This is a genomic window from Comamonas sp. Y33R10-2 (assembly GCF_019355935.1).
Taxonomy (GTDB): domain Bacteria; phylum Pseudomonadota; class Gammaproteobacteria; order Burkholderiales; family Burkholderiaceae_C; genus Comamonas.
The window spans coordinates 861,258-876,074 of sequence record NZ_CP079925.1 but is presented as its reverse complement, the minus strand read 5'-3'; the positions used below and the strand labels follow the sequence as shown (position 1 = coordinate 876,074).

Sequence of the window (14,817 nt, the reverse complement as noted above, 5' to 3'; positions counted from 1 at the left end):
CCCTGCCTCTGCGCAACGCGACCTTCAATGATCTCTTCACAGACCGTGGAGGTTGAGCCCCCTCACTGCGTCGTCCACACTCCAAGCGGCGTAGCTGTCGGCACCAAGGCCGTCAATTTGCACGCGCTGCAGCAACTCACGCACAGAGTCTTTAACACGGGCCAAATGCAGCGATATGCCAGCTTGCGCCAGTTGCTGGGTTAACTCTGTCAGCGCCTCAATGCTGGTGCTATCCAGATCGGGGCTTTCTTCTAGGCTTAGCACCACCGCCCGCAACTTTGGACGTGTCAAAGCCCGCACCTGGATATCGCTCATCACCGTATCGGCATTACCAAAGAACAAGCCTTCTTCGGGGCGCACCACGAGCACTCCTTCAATGCTCTGCGCATCAGGGTGGCGGGCGCAATCCACAAAATCATGACCACCCGCCAGTCGCCCTAACTCACTGACATGTGCACCAGACATGCGCTTGAGCAGCATCAACACGCTGACGACCATGGCAAGCAGCAGGCCATCGAGCACGCCCAGCACCATGACAGCAACAAACGCCGTCAGCGTCACGGCACGGTCACGCTTCCATAAAAAATAAGGCTGTAGCGCCTTCCAACTGAGCGAATGCCCCACGGCATGAATGACGATGGCGGCCAGCATGGGCTCGGGAATACGCTCCATCCACGGCAATAGCTGCCACACCAACAAAGCGACCACCGCGCAGGCAATCAGCCCTGCAGCTTTGCTTTGCGCACCCGCCACTTCATTGGCTGAGCTGGCCGAAAAACCGGCTCCCACCGGCAAACCCTGAAACAGCGCTGACACCATATTGGAGCCACCCAGCGCTAGCAAATCTCGGTTGGAATTGACGGCATCACCATGGCGCAGCGCCAGCGAGCGTATGGAGCTGTATGACTCGGCATACAAAATCAAAGCCAGAGCCACCGCCAACTGCCCCACTCGCAGCCAATCAACCCACGCCAAGTCAGGCAAGGCCAGATGCGCAGCGCCCAATTGCAAACTACCCACGGGCGCTATGCCCCATGCTTTGTCAAAACCCAATGTGTCCAGCGCAATGCCAGCAGCGATCACCAGCAAAGCACCCGGCACGGCCTTCCAGCGCGCCAGCAGGCGCAAAGCCAGCAAGGCACCCAGCAGCATTGCCAAGCCGTAAAAGTTCCACTTCTCCAGCATGACCAGCAAATCCCAGCTGAAGTGCAAAAAGTCACTGTGGGCAGGCTTTACGCCCACGGCCAGCGGCAGTTGCTTGACAACAATGGTCAGTGCCAAGCCAATGGAAAAACCGCGCAATACCGGTTTAGCAATGAACTGCGAAACTGCTCCGAGCCGCAGCAAGCCCGCCAACACAAACATCACGCCCGCCATCAGCACCATGGCCACGCCCATCAGGCTGCGGTGGTCTGCGGACACATGCAGCACCGAGCTGGTAGCCGCCAGCAGCACCGCCGCCGACGATGATGTGGATGAAACAATGGCAAAGCGACTGCACCCCAGCAACCCATAAACCAGCAGACCTGCAAATAGCGCAATGACCCCGGCCTGCGGCGGCGCACCGGCGATGCCGGAGTAAGCAACTGCCTCAGGCAGCAACAGGCCCGCAATGGAAAAACCGGCAATCCAGTCCGCTCCCGCAGGCAAAGTGAAGCGTCGGCTCGTCATAAGGATTTATGGTGACTGCTGCTAACGCCTGACCAGCCGGGTAAGGACTGCGCTTTGGGATTGCGCGCCAAAGCGATAGCCTCGGTCACCACAGACTCGGGCAGGCCTTGCCCGCCACTGCTGCGCAAATCGGTTTTTTTGAACAGCGGACGAAAAAAGTCCGCCCACAGAAATTCTGTATATGGCGCGCTTTCTTTGGCATAGCCCCCAGCTTTGCGAACCTCGCCCGCTAAGCTGCGGTAGGGGTCGTCCTTGAGTTGTTCTAGCGCTTGTGGAATGTCCGAGTACTTGCGGCGACGGCCTTTTTCATCGTAGGGGTGCGCCCAGTGCTGAAACTCCATGAGCCGCCAGAACATATCTGGCTCCAACATGCTGAAGTCAGCCTGCTGCATGACCCAAACACTTTTCACCTTCTCTTGCACCAGCGCCAGCCCCAGGTGATGGTGATCGACGATAAAAAATAAACCTTTGGGGCCTTTAACAGCAGGAAACCAGTGATTCAAAAGCAGCTTGCTGCGCTCTTTGAGTTTGAGCTGCGCCCACTGCTGGCGCTTTAAAGCGACCTCCGCCACGCCAACCGTCATTTGCGTGGGGCGCAAATCCGAAACCTGAACCTGCTCTAAGTATTGCTGAGCGCGCATGAAGGCTCCTTAGGGGTCAATCAAAGCTGATAGATCATTGTGAGCACCTCTCCTATGAAAAGAAAAGAGCCCGGATGCCGGGCTCTTCATCAAGATGGTGTTGACCTACAAGTTGCCCACCATCTGCTCAGGCACCACCCACTGGTCAAACTGTTCGGCCGTGACATAGCCGCTGGTAACGGCCGCATCGCGCAAGCTGCTGCCTTCTTTGTGGGCCTTTTTGGCGATAAAGGCCGCCTTGTCGTAACCGATATGAGGATTGAGCGCTGTCACCAACATCAACGAATGACTAAGCAGCTCACTAATACGCGCACGGTTGGGCTCAATCCCAACGGCGCAGTGGTCGTTAAAACTCACCATGCCATCCGCCAACAGGCGCACGCTTTGCAAAAAATTATGCGCAATCAGAGGGCGGAACACATTCAACTCGAAGTTACCCGATGCACCCCCGAAGTTGATTGCCACATCATTGCCAAAGACCTGCGCGCACAGCATGGTGACGGCTTCTGACTGTGTGGGGTTGACCTTGCCGGGCATGATGGAAGAGCCCGGCTCATTCTCAGGAATGGAGATTTCACCCAGCCCGCTGCGGGGGCCAGAGGCCAGCCAGCGAACATCGTTGGCAATCTTCATCAAGCTAGCTGCTATTGTTTTAAGAGCGCCATGTGCATACACCAAAGCGTCACAGCTGGCTAAAGACTCAAACTTATTGGGCGATGTGACAAAAGGGTAGCCGGTTAAACGTGCCAGCTCCGCCGCCACACCTTGTGCGTAGCCCTTGGGCGCATTCAGCCCGGTGCCCACCGCCGTGCCGCCCAGTGCCAGTTCATACAAATGCGGCAACGCGGCGCGCACATGGGCTTCGCAATGGGCGAGCTGGGCCACCCAGCCAGATATTTCCTGCCCCAGCGTCAGCGGTGTGGCGTCCTGAAGATGGGTGCGACCAATTTTGACGATGTCGGCAAACGCCTCACTCTTGGCCTGCAGTGTCGTGCGCAGCTTTTGCATTGCAGGCAGCAACTTACCCTCGATCGCAACGACCGCAGCCACATGCATGGCTGTGGGGTACACGTCGTTGCTGGACTGGCTTTTATTCACATCGTCGTTGGGGTGTACCAGGCGCGCTTCTCCGCGCTCTGCGCCCATCAGTTCACTGGCTCGATTGGCCAGCACTTCATTCACATTCATATTGGTTTGCGTGCCCGAGCCGGTCTGCCACACCACCAACGGGAACTCTTGTGAGTGCTGGCCGCTCAACACTTCATCTGCCGCGGCATTGATGGCCTGTGACTTTGGCCCATCGAGCAAACCCAAAGCGTGATTGACGGTAGCGCTGGCTTTTTTGACCTGCGCCAGTGCTGCAATGATTTCACGCGGCTGGAGCTCACCGCTGATATCAAAGTTCTGCAGTGAGCGCTGGGTTTGCGCTCCCCAGAGCTTGTCAGCCGGCACATCAATCAAGCCAAAAGTATCTCTTTCTTGGCGATTCGCAGTCATGAAGTACTCCTTGCAATACAAATTAACCACTTCTTCCGAGGCAGTCTCGCATTCGACAGACACCTAACTCAACCCAAATCACCATACGGCCAGATCTTTAAAAGCCAGCCAAAACCTGCGCAAAAAAACAACTTCAATCGCTCTCAACAGCATTGCGCCTGCAAATATTGAAATACGTAGTTAAATTGAGTTGTAACTTGGAATAGAAACCAAGCAGTCTTGCTAAGTTAGTACAACCATGCTTTCTGACCTTTCTAATCCCATCGCAAATTCCTTCATGGCATCAAGCTATGGCTTGGTAACCGTCGGTTTTTCTATCGCCATGGCAGTGCTTGCGTCGTTTGTCACTTTGGGACTGGCGCGTCGAGTGCACTTGGCCTCAGGGGGTATCAGTCGTATCTGGTGGTTGATTGGCTCCATGGTAATGGGCACAGGTATTTGGGCCACCCACTTCATTGGAATGCAGGCCTTTGAGCTGCCCATTTTGCTGGGCTATCAGGGCGTGCTGACCCTAGCTTCATGGGCTTCAGCGGTTGCGGCCTCTGCCCTAGCTTTTAACGTAAGCACGAAGAAAAATTACCACTGGCAGCATTTTCTGATGGCTTCGCTCGCCATGGGCTTTGGCATTTGCGCCATGCATTACTTGGGCATGCTCGCCATCGACATGTCCATCCCCATCGTTTGGGACTGGGACTTAGTCGCCGTCTCCGCTGTGATTGCCGTGCTGGCATCTGCCACGGCTCTGAACCTGTTTCGCGTCATGTTTACGCTATCGGGCCGCAAACTTTTGCTGTTTCAATCGCTCGCGGCGCTTGTCATGGGTTTTGCCATCTGCGGCATGCACTACACCGGCATGTCTGCTGCCAGCTTTGCCAGCGGTGCTGCCTGCTTAAGCGCCGATGCACTAGGCGGGCCCGAGCTTACAACCATCATCGTCATCACCACAGCCATGCTGTTGATTGCAGCGCTCTTTAGCACCGTGCTCGATGCTCGCTTGCAAAGCACCGCCTTCAAACTCAACAAGTCATTAAAGGAAAGCAATAGCAAGCTGCAAATGGTGAACAACGAGCTGCGCCAGCGCGCCTTTGCGGACCCACTCACCAAACTACCCAATCGCCTGCTGTTTGAAGACCGCTTGATTCACGCCCTGCTGCGGCTAGAGCGAAGCAACCATCCCCGCGTCAAAGAGCGCCTGGGCATTTTGTTTGTCGATTTAGACGGTTTCAAACCCATCAATGACTCTTTCGGCCACGCCGCAGGCGATGAAATTTTGATTAGCGCCTCTCAGCGACTTCTGGCGCAAGCGCGTAGCAGCGACACTGTGGCCCGTATTGGTGGCGATGAATTTTTGCTGCTTCTAGAAGATACGCAAGACGCTGCAGCCTGTATGGCAGTTGCCAATCGCATCCTCAAAAGTCTGAGCCAGCCCTTTCACCTCGGAAGTAAAGAGCTGCAAATCACCTGCTCCATCGGTATCGTCGTCTTCCCCGACCATGGTGACCGCGACCACTTAATCGCCAATGCTGATGCGGCCATGTATGTCGCCAAGCGCAATGGTGGCAATGGTTTTGCCATGTTTGAGCCCCATATGGGCAGCGATGCCTCTGAGCAGCTTGAGCTGCAAAACGATTTGCGCCATGCCATTGAACGCAAGCAAATTTCTTTGCATTACCAGCCCAAGATTGATGGTGAACGCGGCAGCATTATTGGTGTCGAGGCCTTGCTGCGCTGGACTCACCCTGAGCGCGGCATGATTGCGCCCGACACCTTCATTCCGCTGGCCGAGCGCTTTGGCATCATCAACAGCCTAGGCAACTGGGTGATTGAAGAAGCCTGCCGCCAGTTGGCCGAGTGGCAAGCACTGGGGCTGCAAATGCGCATGGCCATCAACCTTTCCGTGCATCAACTGCGTGAAAGCGGGCTGGCCGAGCGCATTACCCAAGCCTTGCAACGCCACAATGTGCAGGCAAATCAGCTGCTGTGCGAGATTACCGAATCCGTGGCGATGGAAGACACGCAAGCCACCCAACGCACCTTTGAAGAGTTGCGCGAGATCGGTGTCTTCCTCTCGATTGACGACTTTGGCACCGGTTACTCCAGCCTCAACTATCTGCGCCAGCTGCCTGCCCAGCAACTCAAAATTGACCGCAGCTTCATCACCGACTTGGAAACCCGCGAAGACGCCCGCGCCGTGGTTCACGCTGTCGTACGCCTGGCCCATGCTCTAGGTGTGCGCGTTGTAGCCGAAGGCGTGGAAACTGCAGGCCAGCGCGACATTTTGCTCAATATGCGCTGCGATGAGCTTCAAGGCTACTTGTTCGCCAGACCCATGCCAGCCGACAAGCTGCTGGCTTGGGCCAAGGGCGACAAATCTGATGATCAGGCCGAATTTTCTAAGTCCATCCTTGGCAACTTGAACTAGGGCACGCGTTCTCACCACCTTCTCAGCGCCTGCCCCAAGTCCTATATAAGACTTGCGGGTTATGGGCTGCAAAACTTGTCGTCTGGCACCATAATCACAGGGTTTACCGTACGCACCCCACGCGTACAGAAGATTGCAAACCCGAGAAGCCCCCGATGACAACTTCCATCCGCCAGCAGGACCTGATCGACTCCGTCGCAGGTGCCCTGCAGTACATCAGCTACTACCACACGCCTGATTTCATCCAGCATCTGGCCCGCGCCTATGAGCGCGAGCAAAGCCCTGCGGCCAAGGATGCGATGGCGCAAATTCTCACCAACTCCAAGATGAGCGCCACCGGCCAGCGCCCCATCTGCCAGGACACCGGCATCGTCAACGTGTTCCTCAAAGTGGGCATGGATGTGAAGTGGGAAGGCTTCACCATGGGTCTGGAAGACGCCATCAACGAAGGCGTGCGCCGCGCCTACAACCACCCGGACAACACCCTGCGTGCCTCCGTCGTGGCGGACCCTCACTTCAAGCGCAAGAACACCAAGGACAACACGCCTGCCGTCATCAACGTGCAAATCGTCCCCGGTAACACCGTGGAAGTGACTGTGGCTGCCAAGGGCGGTGGCTCCGAGAACAAGTCCAAAATGATCATGATGAACCCCAGCGACGACCTCGTTGAATGGGTGCTCAAAACCATCCCCACCATGGGCGCAGGCTGGTGCCCCCCCGGCATGATCGGCATCGGCATTGGCGGCACGGCAGAAAAAGCCGTTTTGCTGGCCAAAGAAAGCCTGATGGAAGATCTGGACATGTACGAGCTGCAGCAAAAAGCGGCCAGCGGTGCCGAGCTGGACGACGTGGAAAAGCTGCGTCTGGAGCTGTTCGAGAAGATCAACGCTCTAGGCATTGGTGCCCAAGGTCTGGGCGGCCTCACAACCGTGCTGGACGTCAAGATCAACATGTACCCCACGCACGCCGCCTCCAAGCCCGTGGCCATGATCCCAAACTGCGCCGCCACTCGCCACGCCCACTTTGTGATGGATGGCTCTGGCCCCGTGTATCTGGACCCACCATCGCTGGACACCTGGCCCAAGATCGACTGGGCACCTGACTACAACAAGTCCAAGCGCGTCGACCTGAACACCCTGACCCGCGAAGAAGTTGCCAGCTGGAAGCCCGGCGACACCATCTTGCTCAACGGCAAGATGCTCACCGGCCGTGACGCTGCACACAAGCGCATCCACGACATGCTGGCCAAGGGCGAAAAGCTGCCCGTGGACTTCACCAACCGCGTCATCTACTACGTGGGCCCTGTGGACCCCGTGCGCGACGAAGTGGTTGGCCCTGCAGGCCCCACTACCGCCACCCGCATGGACAAATTCACCGAGATGATGCTGTCACAAACCGGTCTGATCTCCATGATCGGCAAGTCCGAGCGCGGCCCTGTCGCCATCGAAGCCATCAAAAAGCACAAGTCTGCTTACCTGATGGCCGTGGGCGGCGCCGCCTACCTCGTCTCCAAGGCCATCAAACACGCCAAGGTGGTGGGCTTTGAAGACCTGGGCATGGAAGCCATCTACGAATTCGACGTGGTAGACATGCCCGTGACAGTGGCCGTGGATGCCGGCGGCACCAGCGCCCACATCACCGGCCCAGCCGTGTGGAAAGAAAAGATCGCCACGGGCGAATTCAAAGGCATCACCGTCGCCGGCGCGTAAGCCTGTGACCTTAGCCTCTCGCCTTGAGGTAATGGCTCAATAGCTGCATCCTTTTTTGGCGAGAGCGCCCCATCAAAAAAACCGCCTTCGGGCGGTTTTTTTATGTCGACCCCATTGAAGATCGACGTATCAAGTTTTGCCTTGCACGCGCTTACTTGGCAGGAATCTCCAGCCACTCGCTATCTGATGCATCACTGCTGGGCAGCTGAATCCAGATCAGGCGCAAACGCTCTTGCACTTCAGCCGTAGCCCAGGCAGGGGGTGGGCGGCGATTAGGCGTAGCAGCGTGACCCGCCACATCAAACGCCAAATTCTGGCGTGCATTGGCTAGCGCAAAAGCCACCAGTTCCTTGCTGGCCTGCGCTGTAATCAGCTGATTCGTACTGTTGTAAGCCGCTGCGCGGCCGGTTTCCGCATCGAGCAGCAGGGTGTAAGGCAGTTGCGCTTTAGCGCTCTGTGAAAATTTATTCATGATGATCAATCGCGTTGTTCTTGCAGGGAGCGTCTGGTCAACAGTTGTGCATTGACGTTTGGCGCACGGATAGCGAGATTGTTGCCGCAACAGGTCTACCCGGGGCGAGCGAGGGTGATAAGCCTTGCAGATAGCTCGGAAGCTGGCTTCAGCTTGTAAAGGTACAGCAGTGCCGCCTTGGTCTGGTTTTGTGTGAATGCTGCCACTTGCCGCTCCACGGCCAAATGCGTCAAAAAAGCCTCCACCTCTGCCGCGCCCATGTCTTGCGGGTGGCGCTTGTAGTGAAAAAGAATAAGGCACTTGGCCCACTCGGCATAAGCTTCTTGCGTGCGAATGCTGTAGTGGCGCCCACGCAAATGCTCCCGCAGGCGGGAGAGCCGTTTTTTTGGGAGGGGCGATGGTGCGTTCATCCGCCAATTTTTAGACCGCTCTAAATTACGGGTGATGGAAGTTTCCCTATGAAATGCAATCGAGCCAATTGCCTTAGACAAACAGCATTGTTAAGATTACTTACATCTAATTTTAGTTAGGCCTCTACATAGAAAGTCACTGTGTATTTCGAGAGCACGGATTTTGAGCAGAACAGTTCGCTCCCCAAGGGTTGGGAGGAAAGCTCATTCAAGTACTGCAACTTCAGCAGACTCGACATTGAAGGTCGTGGCTTTGAAGGCGTTCTAGTCGGCTGTGTAATCGAAAGATGCGAATGGTACTGGAGCCTCTTCAACGTCGCGACCTTCGTAAATGTCGAGTTCAAGAACTGCGTTTTTCGAGGTGCCACCTTTTCCAGCTGCAGCTTCACTGAATGTCGCTTCATTGAGTGCAAGTTCATCAAAGACAATCTCGGTAGCGATTGCAGGTTCGATGAGAGCCGTTGGTATGCGTGCACGCAATCCGATTGCATTGGCCTTCCGAAGGAAGTGACTTACAAAGACTAGCAATGAACAGCAGCCTAACCAGTTGGTCAAGCCGACGCCCACAAGCTTCGCTTGTGAGTGCCCTCCGTGCTTCGCACTACGGCGCGGCTTACCGCGGGTGTTAGCCTACCTTTTATTCCCACTCATTTCAGCCCATGAATATTCAAGCGCCATTTACCCTCGCAAGCGTTTATCCGCTGGGTGTTTGGAGTTTGTTGGGGCTTCGCCTGCAGCCGGTTGTGATGACGTTTGGTAAGTTATTGGTCTTTTGGCCTCTAGCCCTTATTTCACCAGGGCAGGTAGCTCTTGTTTTCGTATTCCGTGGCCTTTGCGATCAGGGCTGTTTTCTTGCGTCGGGTCTAACCCGGCGCTCAAGCCGACCCGCACACTGCGGTCGGCTTAGCTTTTTCGTTAGTCCGCTTCACATTCCCGCTCTTTCAAGCCCATAAATATGCAGACCCCATTCACCTTCGCAAGCGTTCTTTCGCTGGGTGTTGGGCTTTGCGGCGGGCTTCACCTGCGGGTTGTGCGCGGGTTTTCAGTATGTTTGGCTGCAGGTCAGCGTGTTTCTTTGCCCAGTAGCTCTCATTTTCATAGTCCGTGGTCTTTGCGGCCAGGTCCATCCACTTGCGCGGGGACGAATCCGGCGCTCAAGCGGGCTGTCCTTATTCTTTAGAAATCACAGGAGACATCATGTCCATGCCAAATGGTTATGTTCGTTGTCATGGCTGCACTTTCGAGGGAATAAAACAGCATCGCCCCATTACGCTTGAATACAGGCTTCCTTCTGGAGAAACGGTAGAAGGTTTTAGGCGCTTCACTTGGTGCTCTACATGCAACAACATCACAGAGGCAGAGGAAGTCATTGAATCGGGTTCCATACAGGCAGAAATTAAGAAAATAGAGCAACGCAACCGCGGAATAGCTAAGCGCCTATTTGGATTTTCACGAGAAGATTTAGCCGAACTGAAATATCTCCAGGCTAAATTACGTTTAGCGCAAGCTCGCCACTCACCAGCACGTTGCTTAAGGTGCGGCGAGTTTGCAGTGACACCCCTGAAATTTGACTCGAATGGGACATCAAATATCACGCATTCGTGCGGTCGATCACTTTTTCTTGTTCCAGAGGAACCTGATGCACCGAGGTTTATGTTTCTGCCTGAAGTCATTCGACTCGATGCAGATGGACGAAGAATCTAACCCGACGCTCAAGTGGACTGGCCTTGGGGCAGCCGCTTACCTTGTTCGTTAAGCTCAAATGAAGTTTCCTGCGACCATGGCTCTGCTTTTGAGCGGCTGGGCGCTAATTGAACCAACCGCGCACAGCCAACTTTCCGTCAAGCCCGGCACCTCCGCAGCAGCTGTCTTCAACTGTGCTGAGGTGACGATCCGTTCACTTAAGCTGCAGCAAGGACACTGGAGCGACAACGTCACTACGCAAGACGTTCGTAGTGGCTTGTTTGAGACAGGTCGGTTTAGTGCAGTCAATGTCGTTGGAATTCGGACTCAGATCACGTACATGCCAAGTACAGGTATTGGGCGCATCAAAGTGAAAGCCAGTGGCCCATATTTCGTCGATCTTGGGGCCGGACAGGCGGCCGGGCAGCTTGCTAGAGGCATTGCGCAGTGCTTGTGAAGCCAGCTGTTTGGCTTTACGACAGACTTCGCCTGGTGGTTTTATGCAATTTTTAAGTGTTTTTGGCTTCTGATCGGCGTCTTTCATTGCCCAGTAGCTCTCATTTTCATAGTCCGTTGCCTCGGCAGTCACATCCATCCACTGTGAATCGACCAGCTTTTCCCAGATAGCGGCCAACCTCACAGAATTGCGTCTCTCAAACTCTATGGGAGACCAGCCATCCGCAGACGAATGTCTAAAGATGGGGTTGTTAAACATTTCGATGTAGCTGAAGTCATCGCTGTGCGCCTCTTGCCTAGTAGGATAGATTTTTCTGCGAATGCGTTCCAGTTTCAACAACTGGAAGAAGCTTTCCCCAACTGCGTTGTCGTGACAGTTTCCGCGTCTGCTCGTGCTGGGCTGCTGGTTATGACGGGCCAGGAACTGCTGCCATTCATGGCTTGTAAATTGGCAGCCTTGGTCGGAAAGTACGGTCACGGTATTACATGGCTTTCTGCGCCAGAGCGCCATATGCAATGCATCCAAGGGCAACTGCGTATCGATGCGGCTACCCGTTGCCCAACCCACCACTTGATGCGAGAACAAGTCAATCACTGTCGCTAGGTACAACCAACCCTCATGGGTTTGGATGTAGGTGATGTCGGTCACCCAGACTTTGTTGGGCGCATTCACGCGGAACTGCTGCGCTAGCAAGTTGGGAGCCACGACTGCTGGTGCACCTCCTCGCATACGAGGGCGTCGGCCATAGCCTCGCGCCTTTAGTCCCTCGCTGCGCAGCAGCTTGGCCACCCGGTGCCTGCTGCAGGTCTCGCCTAAACCACGCATGTCCAGCATCAACTTACGATAGCCATACACGCCATCGCTTTCTAGCCAAGCCTGATTCAGCAAACCTAACAGACGCTGTCATCGGCCGCACGTGGACTTTGCGGCTGAGCCCTCCACGAATAGTAACCACTGGGTGCAATTGCAGCATGCAGCACATGCGCACAACACTGTAAATCACCTGGTGCTTGGCAATGAAGGCGTACCTCAGTCGCACTGGCGAGCGAAGTACGCCGCCGCTTTTTTAGGATGTCACGCTCCTCAGTGACCCGCTTGAGCTCTGCTTTGATACGGCCTAACTCTTCGCTTTGACTGACTTGCTCCAGGCGCTGTGCGGCAGGGATTTGCTGGAGTCGAATCCACTTGTACAGGCTATGCGTGCTCACGCCTAAACGGCGTGAGACGTCGGCCCCGCTGTGGCCGTGTTCCAAGATTTGCTTGACCGCTTCAATCCTAAATCCTTCTAGGTAGCGTTGTGCGTTCATATGGACTTCAATTTGAACGGTAATAGAACGCTGTGAACTATCTACAAAAGTCTGGTCGATTCAGTTTGGGGCGATTCCTTGTGCATGCTCTGCTGGCAAGCAAAAGCAATACCAGATAGCGAGTCCCAAGGGCCTTAGGCTGTAACTTATTTCTTCAATATCTAAGCGAGACTCATTGGTAAATACCATCAAGCAATTTGATACATAGCAATTAAGATAAGTACAAGTTAATTAAGGCTTGGTCCTACATTAAATTGACCGCTTACCGCACACACAAGAGACTCGAGAAGAGAACGGCTGCAGCAAAGTTAGCTGCTTTCACTCTGTTGGCGTTATGTAGCTTTGCTAGCGCACAAACTCCGCAGCCGGCACCGCCTTTGCACGCTGCAACGCCCTTGCCCATTGCACCGCCAGCTACGCAAGCGCTGGCACCGGTAGGAGTTTTCGCGCAGATTGAAACCAAGCTAGGCCAAGAAGCATTGCGCTTGCTCTCACAAGGCTCGCCGCAGCAGCAGCAAAATGTGCTCGATCGTGTGCGATCTGCCCCTGAGCGATTTCAGCCCCCGGTGCTTTATGTGATGTCTCAGCTGCTGTTCAAGGCAGGGCAAAAGGATGAGGCGGCTTTCTGGTTTTACGCAGGCCAGTTGCGAGCACGTTTTGATGCCAATCGATGCGCTGACCCGACGGCCAGACCTGCGGTAGATGTCATGAATCAGAACTTTGGCGGCCCCATCAACCGCTATCTATTTCAAGACTTGGACAACGCACAAGCACTGATTGCCAAGGTGGTGGAGTGGGATCGAAGAACCCCTTACGCCTACGATCCACGCTGGATCAATCTGCATGGTGTGCAGGCTGTGCAAACAGCAAAAGACCCCCAGCTGGCCAAAACGCTCACCAAGGAGTCGTTAAGCCTGCCCCAGTCTGAATGGCCTGCATTAGCCGAGCAAACTCGAAGCAAGTTTTTGCAAGGTTTCATTGATGCGATTTCCCAATTAAAAGCAGTTTCCAAATAGTTTCTGGCTGTTATTGCTAAAGCATTTAACGCTATGATTTTTGAAATTCGCCCAAACTGGTGACAGCCCCTATTTAAGTGCGGCGTTTTTCTTCTACGATCAATTCCAGCCTTGCGCCTGCAAGGACTGAAAAATCAAGATCGGCAAGGAGTTCACGTGCGCAAGCCTTTTACTTGGTTGACAGTCACGGTCATGACTGCGCTGCTCACAGGCTGCTTGATACCCGAGCGTTTTACGGCCAAGGTGGACGTGCACCCGGATGCCAGCTTCAGCTATCTCTATAAAGGCACGGCTGTTGACGCCATGGGCATGATGAAGCTGAGAAAGCAAGGCTCGCTGAGTGACAAAGATCATCAAGGCATGACTGCTCAAGCGCAGAAGATGCAAGAGGATCCAGATGTCAAAAAAGTGGTGTACAACGGCAAAGCACGCTTTAGCTTAGAAATATCTGGCACGCGAGCCGCGGGCGAGTCTTTGCGCTTGTTAGACATGTTTAGCGTGCAAACCGATCAAGATGGCGTGATGACGATTGCCGCCAAGCCGCTCAAAGAAAAAGAAAAGAACGACTTGTCACAGTTGGGCATTAACCTCAATGGCAAGCTCACAGTTCATCTGCCCAGCAATGTCGAAGTTATTTCACAAAACGCCAACAGCGCCCCCATTCTCGGCATAGGCTCTTACAGCTGGAAAATTGGCGGCCTTGGTGTGCGCCCTGAGATCAAGCTGCGCTTTATGAGCAGCTCCAAGCCTTGATCACCTCAAACGAAAATCTCAGTTCAAGGCGCGGCATGATGGGCATACTTTGCCCACTTTCTCTGTCATGAACGCTACGCGCCCTCCATCCCAGCCCCTGCCTTTTTCTCAGGCCTGTGAGAACAATCAAGCCGCCATTTTTGCTATCCTAAAAACAGCGCTGCAAGCCAGCCGGCATGTGCTTGAGATTGGCTCTGGCACCGGCCAGCACAGCGTGTATTTTGCACCGCGCCTGCCTCAGTTAATCTGGCAGACCAGCGACTTGAGCGACAACCACCCCAGCATTGTGGCTTGGCATACCGCACACCCTGCACCCAATCTGCGTGCGCCGCTAGCCTTCGATCTCTCAAGCAGCCCATGGCCCGCTTCCGCAAATCAACCAGGGTTTGACGCGGTGTTTACCAGCAATATCTGCCACATCGTGGCTTGGCCGCTGGTGCAGCGCATGTTTGAGATGGTGGGCGCGCATTTGCCTGAAGGCGGCATTTTTGCGATTTACGGCCCATTCAACTACGGTGGGCGTTTTACCAGCGATAGCAATCGAGCTTTTGATGCTTGGCTGCGCCTGCGCGATGCTCAAAGCGGCCTGCGCGATTTTGAAAATGTGGTGGCTCTGGCCGCACAGCACGGCATGCAGCTGCAAATTGATGAGGCCATGCCGGCCAATAACCGCACGCTGGTGTTTCGTAAAACCCAGCAGCAGTAATCAATATTCAAACAGCCTCTCGTGCTTATCTGGTCTTAACTAAATGCTATGAATTCATGAGCGAAAAAAAAGC

At 54.7% G+C, this 14,817-nt stretch carries 12 protein-coding genes and 1 pseudogene; 7 read left to right on the top strand and 6 right to left on the bottom strand.

The features are described 5' to 3' along the window. Positions 1 to 36: 36 nt before the first annotated feature. The 3 genes from KUF54_RS03905 to fumC all read right to left on the bottom strand — a co-directional run bounded on the left by KUF54_RS03905 (position 37) and on the right by fumC (position 3,809). The gene (locus KUF54_RS03905) at positions 37 to 1,671 is read right to left on the bottom strand and encodes a SulP family inorganic anion transporter (protein ID WP_219345390.1); all 1,635 of its coding nucleotides are present in this window, start codon (positions 1,669 to 1,671) and stop codon (positions 37 to 39) included. Beyond that, a complete protein-coding gene (locus KUF54_RS03900; RefSeq protein WP_219345389.1) occupies positions 1,668 to 2,312 on the bottom strand; it encodes a ParB-like protein in 645 nt (214 codons plus the stop codon). The genes KUF54_RS03905 and KUF54_RS03900 overlap by 4 nt, the downstream gene beginning before the upstream one ends. Positions 2,313 to 2,417: 105 nt before the next feature. Further along, on the bottom strand, positions 2,418 to 3,809 hold the full coding sequence (fumC, locus tag KUF54_RS03895) for a class II fumarate hydratase (protein WP_219345388.1): 1,392 nt from the start codon (positions 3,807 to 3,809) through the stop codon (positions 2,418 to 2,420). Between the two features lie 277 nt (positions 3,810 to 4,086). On the opposite strand from fumC, the gene KUF54_RS03890 reads away from it, so the two are divergent. Further along, on the top strand, positions 4,087 to 6,231 hold the full coding sequence (locus tag KUF54_RS03890; RefSeq protein ID WP_255576288.1) for a bifunctional diguanylate cyclase/phosphodiesterase: 2,145 nt from the start codon (positions 4,087 to 4,089) through the stop codon (positions 6,229 to 6,231). Between the two features lie 155 nt (positions 6,232 to 6,386). After that, the gene (locus KUF54_RS03885; RefSeq protein WP_219345386.1) at positions 6,387 to 7,940 is read left to right on the top strand and encodes a fumarate hydratase; all 1,554 of its coding nucleotides are present in this window, start codon (positions 6,387 to 6,389) and stop codon (positions 7,938 to 7,940) included. A gap of 151 nt (positions 7,941 to 8,091) precedes the next feature. Here KUF54_RS03885 and KUF54_RS03880 read toward each other — a convergent pair whose 3' ends face one another. Together KUF54_RS03880 and KUF54_RS03875 are read right to left on the bottom strand one after the other, a co-directional pair. After that, positions 8,092 to 8,412 carry a hypothetical protein gene (locus KUF54_RS03880; protein ID WP_219345385.1) on the bottom strand — a complete coding sequence of 107 codons (321 nt, stop codon included), beginning with the start codon at positions 8,410 to 8,412 and terminating at the stop codon, positions 8,092 to 8,094. A 95-nt stretch (positions 8,413 to 8,507) separates the two neighbouring features. Beyond that, positions 8,508 to 8,822, bottom strand: a complete 315-nt coding sequence (locus KUF54_RS03875; RefSeq protein WP_219345384.1) for a phage integrase N-terminal SAM-like domain-containing protein — start codon at positions 8,820 to 8,822, stop codon at positions 8,508 to 8,510. A 141-nt stretch (positions 8,823 to 8,963) separates the two neighbouring features. Here KUF54_RS03875 and KUF54_RS17520 point away from each other — a divergent pair, with 141 nt between their 5' ends. Together KUF54_RS17520 and KUF54_RS03865 are read left to right on the top strand one after the other, a co-directional pair. After that, positions 8,964 to 9,347 carry a pentapeptide repeat-containing protein gene (locus tag KUF54_RS17520; protein WP_219345383.1) on the top strand — a complete coding sequence of 128 codons (384 nt, stop codon included), beginning with the start codon at positions 8,964 to 8,966 and terminating at the stop codon, positions 9,345 to 9,347. 672 nt (positions 9,348 to 10,019) lie between these two features. After that, a complete protein-coding gene (locus KUF54_RS03865; RefSeq protein ID WP_219345382.1) occupies positions 10,020 to 10,526 on the top strand; it encodes a hypothetical protein in 507 nt (168 codons plus the stop codon). Between the two features lie 601 nt (positions 10,527 to 11,127). Here KUF54_RS03865 and KUF54_RS03860 read toward each other — a convergent pair. Beyond that, positions 11,128 to 12,269: pseudogene (locus KUF54_RS03860) on the bottom strand (IS3 family transposase); the annotation flags it as partial. A 377-nt stretch (positions 12,270 to 12,646) separates the two neighbouring features. Between KUF54_RS03860 and KUF54_RS03855 the strand changes: the two are divergent. The 3 genes from KUF54_RS03855 (at position 12,647) to KUF54_RS03845 (ending at position 14,744) form a co-directional block, all read left to right on the top strand. Then, entirely contained in the window at positions 12,647 to 13,285 is a 639-nt protein-coding gene (locus KUF54_RS03855; RefSeq protein WP_255576287.1) for a hypothetical protein, read from the top strand. A gap of 156 nt (positions 13,286 to 13,441) precedes the next feature. Continuing rightward, positions 13,442 to 14,038: a hypothetical protein gene (locus tag KUF54_RS03850; protein ID WP_255576286.1), complete on the top strand. Its 597-nt coding sequence runs from the start codon at positions 13,442 to 13,444 to the stop codon at positions 14,036 to 14,038. A gap of 67 nt (positions 14,039 to 14,105) precedes the next feature. Continuing rightward, positions 14,106 to 14,744 (top strand): DUF938 domain-containing protein, encoded by a 639-nt coding sequence (locus KUF54_RS03845; protein WP_219345380.1) that lies wholly within the window; start codon positions 14,106 to 14,108, stop codon positions 14,742 to 14,744. The last annotated feature ends 73 nt before the right edge of the window (positions 14,745 to 14,817 follow it).

Excerpts from the sequence above, each read along its gene's own strand:
- KUF54_RS03875 (WP_219345384.1), bottom strand. The coding sequence starts at position 8,822 with ATGAACGCACCATCGCCCCTCCCAAAAAAACGGCTCTCCCGCCTGCGG.
- fumC (WP_219345388.1), bottom strand. The coding sequence starts at position 3,809 with ATGACTGCGAATCGCCAAGAAAGAGATACTTTTGGCTTGATTGATGTG.
- KUF54_RS03900 (WP_219345389.1), bottom strand. The coding sequence starts at position 2,312 with ATGCGCGCTCAGCAATACTTAGAGCAGGTTCAGGTTTCGGATTTGCGC.
- KUF54_RS03890 (WP_255576288.1), top strand. The coding sequence starts at position 4,087 with ATGGCATCAAGCTATGGCTTGGTAACCGTCGGTTTTTCTATCGCCATG.
- KUF54_RS03845 (WP_219345380.1), top strand. The coding sequence starts at position 14,106 with ATGAACGCTACGCGCCCTCCATCCCAGCCCCTGCCTTTTTCTCAGGCC.
- KUF54_RS03905 (WP_219345390.1), bottom strand. The coding sequence starts at position 1,671 with ATGACGAGCCGACGCTTCACTTTGCCTGCGGGAGCGGACTGGATTGCC.
- KUF54_RS03880 (WP_219345385.1), bottom strand. The coding sequence starts at position 8,412 with ATGAATAAATTTTCACAGAGCGCTAAAGCGCAACTGCCTTACACCCTG.
- KUF54_RS03865 (WP_219345382.1), top strand. The coding sequence starts at position 10,020 with ATGTCCATGCCAAATGGTTATGTTCGTTGTCATGGCTGCACTTTCGAG.
- KUF54_RS03885 (WP_219345386.1), top strand. The coding sequence starts at position 6,387 with ATGACAACTTCCATCCGCCAGCAGGACCTGATCGACTCCGTCGCAGGT.